The organism is Mesorhizobium sp. WSM4832 (assembly GCF_055811115.1).
The window spans coordinates 130,042-141,200 of sequence record NZ_JBVVQH010000021.1; the positions used below are offsets into that span (position 1 = coordinate 130,042).

The following is an 11,159-nucleotide window of genomic DNA, read 5'->3' on the forward strand; positions in this document are numbered from 1 at the left end:
CGGGCAAATGGAAGTCGGCGGTGCAATGCCGTTGGTTCCACCTCTTCGTAGTCATGGCGGGCGCCGCGCGGAACCGGGTTCCGATGGTCCCGAGCGGTGGCAACGACTGCGGGAGCCTCAGATTTCGAGCAAGGCGTAGGGGCGCCCGGTCGGCTTGGCGATGTGCATGGCCACATTGTAGACCTTGGCGCCGCCTGGCGTGCGGCCTTCATAGACGCCGCGATGGGCGTGGCCATGCACGACCGCGCTGACCTTGAACCGATCGATCGTTTCGGCCAGCCGGGAAGATCCCAGGAACGGAAAAATTTCCGGCGGCTCGCCGGCGACGGTCTCGGGAATCGGGGCGTAGTGGAGGATCACCAGGGTGCGCTTGGTGCGCACCTGTCGCATCGCATTCTCGAGCCGCATCGCCTCGCTGACGCTCTCGGCCACCATTGCCTTGATCGCCGGCTCGCCGAACGAGCCCAGCATCCTTGGCCCGAACCCGCCGACAAAACCCTTCACGCCGACGAACCCGACATCCATCAACTCCGTCACTTGCCCGTCGAGCAGATGCATTCCTCCCTGCCGCAGCGTGGCCGCAACCTCTTCGACGGAGCCGGATTCGTAATCGTGGTTGCCGAGCACGCCGACAACCGGGACCGAGCAGGCGCGAAGATCCTCGGCGAGAAGCTCGGCCTCCCGAGGCTTGCCGAGATTCGTCAGATCTCCGGCAAGGACGAGGATATCGGCCGCGCGCGACACTTCACCGAACAGCTCGCGATACGAGGTCTGGGCGCCTTCCTCGACATGCAGGTCGCCCACCGCGGCGATCCTGACGACGCCATTGCCGTCCGTCTTCGAGGCTCTGGTTCGCTCAGTCATCCCGGAATTCTCCAACGCCGCCGACGCCGGCAAATCCCCACTCCTTGAGGTCGATCTCATAGTCGACCGGCGACAGCAGCCGGCCACGACAGATCTTCATCCTCGGCGAAGGCAACTGCCGCTGCCGGGCGAACCGGTCGAGCAGTTCGTCGATCAGCCAGTCGGGAATGTGGTCGCGCTCGCTGGGATATATCCACCGGAAGTTGAGGAGCTGCATCAGCAACACCTCCCAGTGGACATCGAGATAGGACAGCAGCCTCTGCCAGTCGATCTGATCGTTCGCTCTGAGGATGGTATGGGCAATGTCGGCGCCATCGTGGCGGCCTCTGTCCTGGATGAAGCACTTCGACCAGATGAGTTCGGTTGGGCCGATGATCCTGACCCGGCTGCCCAGCAGCTCCACCTGCCGGGCATGCTCCAGCCACTGGTCCTCGACCCGCATCGTGCCATTGGCCGAGGCGAAGATCACATCGAAGAAATGCGTGCCTTCGAAGACCTTTCCCAGCCATCGGTCGTCCTCGATCTCGACCGCGTAGCCGATTTCCTTGAAATAGGCGAGGATACGCGGGCAATCGCCGGCCTTGCAGAAGATGTCGAGATCCTTGGTCTGACGCACGACGCCCGTATAGGCGCTCACCGCATAGGTTCCGGCCACGAGAAAGGGAATGTCCGTGGCCGCGAGCTCGCGGATCGCGCGCGTATAGAAGGCCTCCGCTTCGGCGCTCTTGAGCGTCGGCTCGGCTTTCGCGTCGATCGCGGGAAGTGATGCCAGAACGCCCGGCAATTCATCGTTGGCCATGAACCACAGCTCCGCCTGTTTCGATTAACAGCGGCAACCCCGTCTGGTTCCGCTGCCGGCGACTGGGGCCGGAGAAGACGAGCCGCTGCTATAAGCGGGCTTTATCCGCCTCGCGGAGCGCCGCATTGCCGCGACGCTCCATTTCGGCCGGCGACAGATCTTCCTTCCATGTCAGCAACACCCAGACATGGCCAAATGGATCGCGCACGCTGGCCGAGCTCGCGCCGTAAAACATATCGGTTGGCGCCTGGATCTGCTCGCATCCCGCGGCTACCGCACGGGCCAGAACCGCTGCATTGTCATCCACCATCAGATGCAGGCCGGCTGTGCAGGCTCCGAGTTGTCGCGGCTCATCGTAGAGCCGACTGGTCGGATCGCCCAACATGACCGTCGCATTGCAGATGGCAAGCTCGCTGTGGATGATGCGTCCATCCTGCGTCGCGATGCGCAGGACTTCTTCGGCGCCAAACGCCTCGGCATAGAAGGCGACCGCTTTGGCCGCGCCTTCGACATAAATGTGCGGAACGACGGCGTTCAGGTAGCGCAGAGGTCGTATCGTCATCGCCCGACTCGCTGATGCTGTTGTCACAATCGACGTCGCCGCCGATGCGCCGCGCCGCCTGCCAGTTCCTTGGACGGAGCACGACAGATCATAAACACCGGCCCTTCTCTTCTGTTCCGGGCGAACAGTCTCTGCAGGTGAATGCAACATCGCCAGCCATGAGAAAAGCAGTGGCAAAGGGCTGAGCTGAAGTTGCGCCAAGGTCGACATCGGCTCGCGGTCTGAGGGCAGGGTTGAGGATGATTGTTCGGTATCGGACACAGCCTTGAAGGCCGCAGAATTTCAGCGCTAATTCGTCGTGGTTGGAGTTTTCAGGGAGGAACTCTCGATGACCACCGTCTTTCATACAGTCACGGTCGAAAAAGCCGCCGAGGCGTATGTCCTCTCCAGAGGCAGAGCCCGTTTCCTTTCCATCGCACAGGCAATCCGCGCCATCCGAACACTCATGCCCGCATGCAAGGCGACCGACCGCGAGCTGGAGGCATTGCTGGCGGCTGCATCGATCGTGCACGGCGTGCCCGTCGCCTTCGACGCACCGACAGCCGATAGCACCGAACCGCGTCTTCATTCGTAGGCCAAGCCATTGTTCGCGCTCGCGCCGCGACCGGCCTCGTCGAACGTTCGCCTGGTGATCATCCGCTACCTGATCGACAATGTCGGCCGGCCGAGCATCTCGATGTCCGAGACCAGCCGCGCCGTGAGAACAATCTTCCCGCTTTGCGAGCTCACCGACTGGGAACTTTGCGACCTGATCGCGCGAAGCGCGATCGACGCGGGATTTGCCATCGAATTCGACGGGGCCGGTTCCTGATCGTGCCTGTCTGGACTGACTTGAGCAGACCTCGTCATACGGAAGACCGCAGGATGCCCGTAGGGACGCAAACGCTATTGCCGCGGTGTTGATGAGGCACAGCCTTCTTCAATCCGGCGCCGGATTGAGGGCTCAGCGCCTGGGAACGATGAGACCAGGCGGACGGACCGATCCTGAAGGCCGGCATAAGCCTTAAGGCCGTTCGCCGCCTTCTTGCGCGGAGCCAGGCACAATCAGCGTTCCTTGATCGCGCTGCGAGTATCTGAAGCCAATAAAAAACAAGCCTATGATGAGCAGACAAATCACAAGCACGGTGACGAGGGTTCTCGCTGGGTTTTGGGCCGACGGTTTGTCTTCCATGGCAATTCGCCTCGGTAGATAATCCGCCGAATGCCTTTGGGGTTCCAAAAGCGGTCGCATCGGACAATCGTTCCGGCCTTGCAGCGCCCTTCCAGCGCTTTGCCGACGCGACATGGGGCGATATTTGTCGATGGAGGCGTCGCGCAATTCGGAAGCTCATTCGACGGGCGTTCGGGCGGAAGCGAGTTCCTCAAAATAGGCGCGGAGCGTGCGCGGTTCCCGACCCAGAATGGCGCGCAGCGTAAGCGGATTGCCGAGCAGGCCGTGATGCTCGTAATGCTCGAACATTGTCTTCATTGCGCCCGGAATATCGCCAAGGGCGCTGGGATCGCTTTTCTTGGGCGTAATCTCCCGACCCAGAATCTCGGTCAGCAGTGCCGCGACTTCCCGGCGATTGAGGTTTCCCGGCGAGCAGAGCTCGAATGTCCCGTATAGCAGCCTGTCCTCGATCAGTGCGATGGCCGCGACTTCCGCCACATCGCGGTAATCGACCCGCGTGAAGCGTGTCTCTATCGACCACGGCTCCGACAACACGCCGGTCTCGATGATCTTTGGCCACGGATCGGCATAGATCTGAAAATAGAGAGTTGGATGGAGGAAGGTGTATTCGAGGTCTGAATTGAGCACCGCCTCTTCCACGAGCGCTTTCGCAGCGTGATTGACGAGGCCACCAAGCACGGGATGGATCACCGACGAAAACACAAATCGACGCACGCCGGCATCGATCGCGGCGGCGACCATGCTCTTTCCCACCTCGGCTTCACCGGGGAGGAATGCCGGCGCGATGTAAAAAACGGCGTCGATGTCCTGCAGCGCGTGGTCGAGGCTCGTCCGGTCGCGAAGATCGCCGACGGCGACTTCCGCCGCGCCACGGCGCGTTGCTTCCGCGGCCTGTTCAGGCTTGCGGACCAGACCGCGCACGCGTGCGCCGCGCTCGGCAAGGGCGGGAACGACAAGACCGGCGAATTGGCCGGCGGCGCCGACGGCAAGGATCGTCATGGCCTTCTCCAATGCGGTCCTGCCGCCTGGGTCTGATGCCTTGTGGATTCGTTCCTTCTCGGATGAAGGATCGTCTTGGTGCAGAACCATCATATGGAGCTATGGTTCCCGGCTGCTTCCACGGCCATGGCATTGCCAGTCTTGTCGAACGATCTCCAGCCAGGACGGCCGTCGGTTTCCAGACTTCGCGCAAGCACGGGAGGAACCTCGAGGTCCTTCGGCGATTAAAGAGGCGAATCGCGAGAACGCGATCGAGTTGCCGTCCAGCAAGCGAAAGAGGACTTAGACCCAGCAGAGGAGCTAGAAATGCTCGATCTTCCTCGCGCCCGCGATCGAATGGTCAACATCCACGTCGGCGGGCGCGGCATCCACGACCGAGAGATCCTGCAGGCGATGCGCGAAGTTCCGCGCGAGGCGTTCGTCGATCCCGGCTTCGAGGAATTCGCTTATGAAGACGCGCCGCTGCCGATTGCCGACGGCCAGACCATATCGCAGCCCTATGTCGTCGCGTTCATGATCGAGATGGCGGATGTCAAACCTGGCGACCACGTGCTCGAGGTTGGCACCGGCTCGGGTTACGCGGCCGCCGTGATGAGCCGGATCGTCGAACGGGTCTATACGATCGAGCGCCATCCGGGGTTGGCCGAAACGGCGAAGCGGCGATTTGAGAAGCTTGGCTATGAGAACATCGAGGTCCGGACGGGCGACGGCACCAAGGGCTGGCCCGAGGCAGCGCCCTTCGATGCCATCGTGGTGACGGCCAGCGGCCCCGGTGCGCCGCTTGCCCTCCAGGAGCAACTAGATGTCGGCGGCAGGCTTGTCATTCCGGTCGGCGAGGATCCGGATTCGCAGCGTCTGCTCAAGGTCACCCGAACCGGCGCCGCGACTTACAGCGAGGAGGATTTCGGCGGCGTGCGGTTCGTCCCCCTCATCGGCGAGCAGGGCTGGCCCGAAAACGGCGAGCCCGCCGAGGTCAGTCGTGCGCTCAGACATCCGCATCCGCTCAGCCTGCCCGAGATGATCGCGACTGCGGCCGAGCCGCTGCCGGATTTCGACGACCAAGCCTTCGGCGAATTGTTCGATCGGTTCGCCGATAGGCGCGTCGTTCTGCTTGGCGAGGCAAGCCATGGCACCTCGGAGTTCTATAGGGCGCGCGCGGCCATTACTCGCAGGCTCATCGAGAAGCACGGTTTCACCATCGTTGCGGTCGAGGCGGATTGGCCGGATGCCGCGGCGATCGACCGCTATGTTCGCCACCGGAAATCGCTTGCTGGCGCCAGCCCGCCGTTTCAGCGATTTCCAACCTGGATGTGGCGCAATACCGATGTCGCGGCCTTCACCGACTGGATGCGCCATCACAATGAGAAGCTTGAGCCATCCGAGCAAGCAGGATTCTATGGCCTCGACATCTATAATATGAGCGGGTCCATAGCCGCCGTTCTCGGCTACCTCGACCGGGTCGACCCGCAAGCCGCCAAGATAGCGCGTGAGCGCTACGGCTGCCTGACCCCCTGGCAAAACGAGCCATCGACCTATGGCCGTGCGGTGCTTACCGCCGGCTATCAAAAATGCGAGAAGGCGGTGCTGGAGCAGTGCCGGGAGCTGCTCGCCAAACAACTCGATTATGCACGACGGGACGGTGTCGACTTTCTCGACGCCAGCCAGAATGCCCGGCTGATCGCCGCCGCCGAACACTACTATCGGATCATGTATTATGGCGGCGCGGAGGCCTGGAACCTGCGCGACACGCATATGTTCGAGACCTTGGAGCATCTGCTGGATGCCACCGGATCCAACGCCAAGGCGGTCGTATGGGCGCACAACTCTCATATCGGCGATGCCCGCTATACGGAGATGGGGATCGTCAGGGGTGAACTGAATATCGGTCAGCTCTGCCGGGAGCATTTCGGCGACCGGGCAGCGCTGATCGGCCTGGGAACGCATTCCGGCACTGTAGCCGCCGCTTCCGACTGGGATGGCGAGATGGAGGTCAAGCAGATACGCGCCTCCCACGCCGACAGCTATGAGCGGCTTTGCCATGATTCTCGCGTGCCGCGCTTCCTGCTCGACCTCGGGCGCGACAAGGCCCTGCGCGAGCGGCTGCTGGAACGCCGGCTGGAGCGCTTCATCGGCGTGATCTACCGGCCGGAAACCGAGCTGCGCAGCCACTATGCGGACGCTTCCCTGCCCCAGCAATTCGACGCCTTCTTATGGTTCGACAAAACCTGCGCGGTGACGCCTCTCGGCTCCGAGCACGCAAGAAGCGGTGTCCCCGATACCTATCCGTTCGGACTCTGAAAGCGGTGCCTTGGCCCCGAACGGGCTTGGAACATTTCAACACTGCTACGGTTTAGAAACTGAACACCTCATTGAGGGAGCTTTGCCATGACTGGAACCAAACACCCGAAATGGAAAATACCGAGCAATGCCGACCTGGCGAGAAACCCCGGCATCGGAACGTCCAAGGGAACGATCAAGGAAGGCGACGATCTCGAACTCGAGGGCGAGAACACCATCGAGGGTGACATCGAGAATGATACGACCTCCGCTGGTGGGATCAATCCGAGACAGAAGATGCGCACCAACAAGTAGGACGGCAACGATGGTTCGTAACGGGTCGGCGGCGATGGCCCGGGAATTGGGCCCATGAACTGATGGAGTTGCGTTGATGGATAGAAGGGAAGAGCGCATCAAGCGGCGGGCCCACGAAATATGGGAGCGCGAGGGCCGTCCGAATGGACGCGAGCAAGATCATTGGGATCAGGCGGTGCAAGAAATAGAGGCCGAAGGTTCAGAGGACGAGCGCGGACCCGTTGCTCCCGATCCAACGGTTGGAGGCGACTCGGATTCGTCGCGCTGATATCCGGAGCCCAGGCGTTGTCGGCTGAAATTGCATTGAAGCGGCGAAGTACCCGTCGTCTCCACGTCGAGCGCCAGAAGCCGGAAATGGTAGTGATGAAGGCCATGCCCACGCGGCGGCTGGGGACCGTCGTAATGAGGATTGCCGAAATCATTGACGCCATGACCAAGGCTTTCGGTCTTGGTACCTGCCGTCGTGCCTTCCGGTAGAATGTTGCGTTGCGGGTCGATGTCGTAGATCGCCCAATGGCGAAATGTGCCCGAAAGAGCATCGGGATCCTCGACGATCAAGGCGAAGCTTTTGGCTCCCGCCGGAGCGTCTCTCCATTCCAACGGTGGCGAGATATTCTCGCCATCACGAGAATATCGCGGCGGTATCCTTTCACCATGGGTGAAGGCAGGGCTCTTGAGGGCAAAGGCCATAGTCGCTGATCTCCATGTCCATTTCTGGAATAACAACGACCGGCCGCTCATGTTCCTGACAGACTGGCGCCACCTTTTCCGAAAGACACGATACGATAACCGGTCGACGGGCGGGCTGCTTCCGTCTCCTTGCGGCTCGCGCTTCAGTGTTCGCGAACTCACCGTTCACGAATTCATCGGCGACGAAACAATCCTCGCAGTCAGGTGTTCTATCCGAAGCGGGCGTGTGGGTGATTTGTCCATCTGGAGGCGATGATGAGCGCAAACGGCCTCGATGTTTTCGACAAGACAGTCCAGACCACCAATGTCTGGCTGAACGAGATCATGGACGATCTCGGCCCTGACCGTCAGCTTGCATGGCACGTGCTTGGCGTGGTCCTGCGTGCCTTGCGCGACAGGCTGCCGGTGGAACTGGGAGCCAAACTGGGCGCCGAGTTGCCGCTTCTGATACGCGGCGCATATTACGACCAGTATCAGCCGTCCGATCTGCCCAGCAGAGATCGCTCCGCCGAGGAATTTGTCTATCCCATTGCGGAAGCTCTGAAGTCCGGACGGCCGGTGAATGCCGGCGAGGCGACAAGGTCGGTATTCAAGACGCTTGCCCATCATGTCGATCTTGGCCAGTCGGCGAAAATACGCCGCGCTTTGCCGAGAGACATTCAGGCCCTGTGGCCAGAGAGCGTCGGCGTGTAGGGGTCGCGACAGAAGGCGGGCGCCGGCTTTAGAGCAATTCCAGGAAAAGTGTGAGCGGTTTTCCGTCCGGAATTGCGTCAAAACAGAGATAGAGCGGTTCGCCGTTTCCGTGAAACGCTCTAGCCGGCGCTCCGATTTGTCGCCACTTCTTCGGTCAGTGAGCAGTCTGTGAATGCTCGCCGCCCGGCTTCGAGATGCCGCTCAAAGCCGCTGCAGCCTCCGTCGCTTCACCATTCGTTGCGAGGTCGCCGAGGGAGACGATGCCGACGAGCCTCTTGTCGCGGTTGAGAACCGGGAGCCGTCGCACCTGCAGGTCGCCCATGTTCTCCAGAACGCTCTCGATTTCTTCGTCGTCAAAGCAGTATTTAACCTCTGCGCTCATGACGTCGCGCACCTTGGCTTCAGGTCCTTTGCCCAACGCCACGCCGCGGACCACGATATCGCGATCGGTGATCATACCGACCAACCGGTCGTCATCGCCTACGGGCATTGCTCCTGCGTCTAGCTTGCCCATCATTTGTGCTACGTCGCGAATTGACTGCTCGGGGTTCGCGATCTGAACGCTCCTTGTCATGCATTTGCCGACTTCCATGGCAATCTCTCCATCATTTGCGAGCCCGCCCGCCGGATCGGTGTTGACCGAGGGAACGAAATCTTTGGCGGTAACGTTCCATCCAATCTGGATCGACCGCCTGGAATTTTTTCATCCGCGTTGTGAATGCCTGGAAAGCGCCATGGCAAGCGATCTCGAGCGGAGCGGCTCCTCAACTGAAAACGTCGTGACGGTGTTCGGCGGAACGGGCTTTCTTGGACGGCGGATCGTTAGCCGGCTGCTGGACAAGAAAATCAACGTTCGCGCGGCGTCACGCCATCCAGGCAGAGATCGGCTCCACGCGTCGCCCCAATTGAAGGGGATCGAGGCAAACATCCTCGATCGGTCCTCGATCGCCGCTGCCGTTTCTGGATCTCGCGCGGTGGTGAATGCCGTCAGCCTCTATGTCGAGCGCGGCGAGCAAAGTTTCGAGCGCGTGCATGTGAAGGCCGCAGCGGACCTTGCCGCCGCTTCGCGGGAAGCCGGTGTCGGGAAATTCATTCAGATTTCCGGTATAGGCTCGGACGCCAAGTCTTCTTCCACCTATGTCAGCGCCCGCGGCCGCGGCGAGGACGCGGTGAAGGCGGCGTTTGCGCAAGCGACAATCGTTCGGCCATCGGTCATGGTCGGCCCCGACGATACGTTTCTCACGACAATCATCCGCCTGGTGAAACTCCTCCCGGTTTATCCGCTGTTCGGCACCGGAGATACGCAACTCCAACCCGTCCATGTCGAGGATGTCGCGGAAGCCGTCGCCCGGCTCGCGTCTGGACAAACGGACATCGACGCTCGTCTCTTCGAATGCGCGGGCCCGCGCGTCTATTCCTATAGGAGCCTGGTCCAGGAAATCGCCGGCCTTCTTCGAATACGGACCATCTTGATGCCGGTGCCCTATCCGGTCTGGACGTTGCTCGCGGCGGCCGCGGAATGGCTTCCGGCCGCGCCGCTTACGCGCAACCAGATAGAGTTGATGCAGGATGACAACATCGCCTCCGGCAATTTTCCCGGACTTGAGGATTTGAGCATTGAACCGCGCGAACTCGACGCAGTGGTCCGCATGATCGACGAGGGGCATTGAGGGACAGAACCGCCCTGGAGCAATTCCAGGAATTGCGTAAAAACAAAGGGATAGAGCGGTTTGCCATTTCCGTGAAACGGTGAAACGCCCTCATGCATGTCGCCCAGAAGTGTGCAGCGGTTCTGGGACAACGACATGCATCGCTTTAGGCCCGCGAGCGCGTTTCGGCGGCCTTCCTCGCCGCCTGCTTTCTTCCGCGAGCCCCCTTGGTCTGCACCGCCTTCCGCGCAGCCGCCGAGCGGCCGGATGCTCCCTTTGTCTCAGCGGCCTTCTCCGCCGCGGTCGAGCGCTCCTCCGCCGTGCGGCGTGATGCCGCTCCCTTGGCCTGCCGCGAGAGCGCCGCATGCGATGCTGTGCTCTTCGGCTCGCGCTTGAGGACCTGCGAGACCGCTTTCGAGACCTTCGGACGGCGCTTCGGTGTCCGCTCTCCCTGTCCGACCTCGTAGGCGTATTCGGCGCTCTCGCGCGTGCTCTTCTTAACCCTACCCTTTTTAGGGGGCGGCAAGTCCACCCCGGCCCGGCGTGCTTCGGACAGACCGATAGCGATTGCCTGTTTGGTGTTGCGCGCGCCATGCTCGCCGCGTCGGACCTTGTCGATCTCCTCGTGTACAAATTCGCCAGCTTGCGTGCTCGGCGACTTGCCTTCGCGCTTGTCCCTTTGCGCCTTCTCAATGAGTTTCCTGTCTGGCATAGCGTTTCTCCGCTTTTGGACGTCCGGACCGCAACTGCGGACCTTCAGATGCCAACGCGTCAGCATTGCAATTGATCCCTGCCGAGCCTTTCGGAAAACGCCTGCCGTTTGACGATGCCCTCATGCGAATACGCGTGATCATTGGGCGCGCCATGTAGCGCAGCCCGCAGGCGATCGTACAAATGACCGGAAGACCGCAAGGCAAGGCCGCCATCGTGACCGGCGGCGGAGCCGGAATAGCCGAAGCCGTTTGTTTGAAATTTGCACGCGGGGCGCTCAAATGTTCAACAAGGCTGTGAGCTGACTATTTGATTTCGTTGGAAAGAAGCGCAGGGCAAAAAACAAAGACGCCCGCGCGAGGCGGGCGTTTTGTTGTTTGGTTGCGGGGACAGGATTTGGCTTTTCTGTCCCGCGGCGTCGGCTTTGCC

General features: G+C 61.3%; 14 protein-coding genes and 1 pseudogene. 7 read left to right on the top strand and 8 right to left on the bottom strand.

Features of this window, described 5'->3' with window-relative positions:
• Window positions 1-117: 117 nt before the first annotated feature.
• The 3 genes from AC0L2L_RS26115 to AC0L2L_RS26125 all read right to left on the bottom strand — a co-directional run bounded on the left by AC0L2L_RS26115 (window position 118) and on the right by AC0L2L_RS26125 (window position 2,426).
• Complete coding sequence (locus tag AC0L2L_RS26115) at window positions 118-864, bottom strand: metallophosphoesterase family protein (protein ID WP_473582418.1); 747 nt, start codon at window positions 862-864, stop codon at window positions 118-120.
• On the bottom strand, window positions 857-1,663 hold the full coding sequence (locus AC0L2L_RS26120; protein WP_473582420.1) for a nucleotidyltransferase family protein: 807 nt from the start codon (window positions 1,661-1,663) through the stop codon (window positions 857-859). The genes AC0L2L_RS26115 and AC0L2L_RS26120 overlap by 8 nt, the downstream gene beginning before the upstream one ends.
• Before the next feature lie 88 nt (window positions 1,664-1,751).
• Window positions 1,752-2,426 carry a VOC family protein gene (locus AC0L2L_RS26125; RefSeq protein WP_473582422.1) on the bottom strand — a complete coding sequence of 225 codons (675 nt, stop codon included), beginning with the start codon at window positions 2,424-2,426 and terminating at the stop codon, window positions 1,752-1,754.
• A 127-nt stretch (window positions 2,427-2,553) separates the two neighbouring features.
• On the opposite strand from AC0L2L_RS26125, the gene AC0L2L_RS26130 reads away from it, so the two are divergent.
• On the top strand, window positions 2,554-2,799 hold the full coding sequence (locus tag AC0L2L_RS26130) for a hypothetical protein (protein ID WP_473582424.1): 246 nt from the start codon (window positions 2,554-2,556) through the stop codon (window positions 2,797-2,799).
• Window positions 2,800-2,808: 9 nt separating this feature from the next.
• Window positions 2,809-3,036: a hypothetical protein gene (locus tag AC0L2L_RS26135; RefSeq protein WP_473582426.1), complete on the top strand. Its 228-nt coding sequence runs from the start codon at window positions 2,809-2,811 to the stop codon at window positions 3,034-3,036.
• Between the two features lie 192 nt (window positions 3,037-3,228).
• Here AC0L2L_RS26135 and AC0L2L_RS26140 read toward each other — a convergent pair whose 3' ends face one another.
• Together AC0L2L_RS26140 and AC0L2L_RS26145 are read right to left on the bottom strand one after the other, a co-directional pair.
• Entirely contained in the window at window positions 3,229-3,396 is a 168-nt protein-coding gene (locus AC0L2L_RS26140) for a hypothetical protein (RefSeq protein ID WP_473582428.1), read from the bottom strand.
• Between the two features lie 156 nt (window positions 3,397-3,552).
• The gene (locus AC0L2L_RS26145) at window positions 3,553-4,395 is read right to left on the bottom strand and encodes an NmrA family NAD(P)-binding protein (protein WP_473582430.1); all 843 of its coding nucleotides are present in this window, start codon (window positions 4,393-4,395) and stop codon (window positions 3,553-3,555) included.
• A 306-nt stretch (window positions 4,396-4,701) separates the two neighbouring features.
• Here AC0L2L_RS26145 and AC0L2L_RS26150 point away from each other — a divergent pair, with 306 nt between their 5' ends.
• The 3 genes and pseudogenes from AC0L2L_RS26150 to AC0L2L_RS26160 form a co-directional block, all read left to right on the top strand.
• Entirely contained in the window at window positions 4,702-6,693 is a 1,992-nt protein-coding gene (locus tag AC0L2L_RS26150) for a protein-L-isoaspartate(D-aspartate) O-methyltransferase (protein WP_473582432.1), read from the top strand.
• Between the two features lie 87 nt (window positions 6,694-6,780).
• The gene (locus AC0L2L_RS26155; protein WP_473582434.1) at window positions 6,781-6,987 is read left to right on the top strand and encodes a hypothetical protein; all 207 of its coding nucleotides are present in this window, start codon (window positions 6,781-6,783) and stop codon (window positions 6,985-6,987) included.
• Window positions 6,988-7,063: 76 nt separating this feature from the next.
• Window positions 7,064-7,129: pseudogene (locus tag AC0L2L_RS26160) on the top strand (DUF2934 domain-containing protein); the annotation flags it as partial.
• A gap of 26 nt (window positions 7,130-7,155) precedes the next feature.
• On the opposite strand, the gene AC0L2L_RS26165 reads toward AC0L2L_RS26160, so the two are convergent.
• Window positions 7,156-7,677 (bottom strand): YbhB/YbcL family Raf kinase inhibitor-like protein, encoded by a 522-nt coding sequence (locus tag AC0L2L_RS26165; protein ID WP_473582436.1) that lies wholly within the window; start codon window positions 7,675-7,677, stop codon window positions 7,156-7,158.
• Window positions 7,678-7,932: 255 nt separating this feature from the next.
• Here AC0L2L_RS26165 and AC0L2L_RS26170 point away from each other — a divergent pair, with 255 nt between their 5' ends.
• A complete protein-coding gene (locus AC0L2L_RS26170) occupies window positions 7,933-8,370 on the top strand; it encodes a DUF2267 domain-containing protein (protein WP_473582438.1) in 438 nt (145 codons plus the stop codon).
• A 154-nt stretch (window positions 8,371-8,524) separates the two neighbouring features.
• Here AC0L2L_RS26170 and AC0L2L_RS26175 read toward each other — a convergent pair whose 3' ends face one another.
• Entirely contained in the window at window positions 8,525-8,962 is a 438-nt protein-coding gene (locus AC0L2L_RS26175; protein WP_473582440.1) for a CBS domain-containing protein, read from the bottom strand.
• Window positions 8,963-9,104: 142 nt separating this feature from the next.
• Between AC0L2L_RS26175 and AC0L2L_RS26180 the strand changes: the two genes are divergently transcribed.
• Window positions 9,105-10,040 (top strand): complex I NDUFA9 subunit family protein, encoded by a 936-nt coding sequence (locus AC0L2L_RS26180; RefSeq protein ID WP_473582442.1) that lies wholly within the window; start codon window positions 9,105-9,107, stop codon window positions 10,038-10,040.
• Between the two features lie 145 nt (window positions 10,041-10,185).
• On the opposite strand, the gene AC0L2L_RS26185 is transcribed toward AC0L2L_RS26180, so the two are convergent.
• Window positions 10,186-10,731 (bottom strand): DUF6496 domain-containing protein, encoded by a 546-nt coding sequence (locus tag AC0L2L_RS26185; protein WP_473582445.1) that lies wholly within the window; start codon window positions 10,729-10,731, stop codon window positions 10,186-10,188.
• Window positions 10,732-11,159 lie beyond the last annotated feature (428 nt).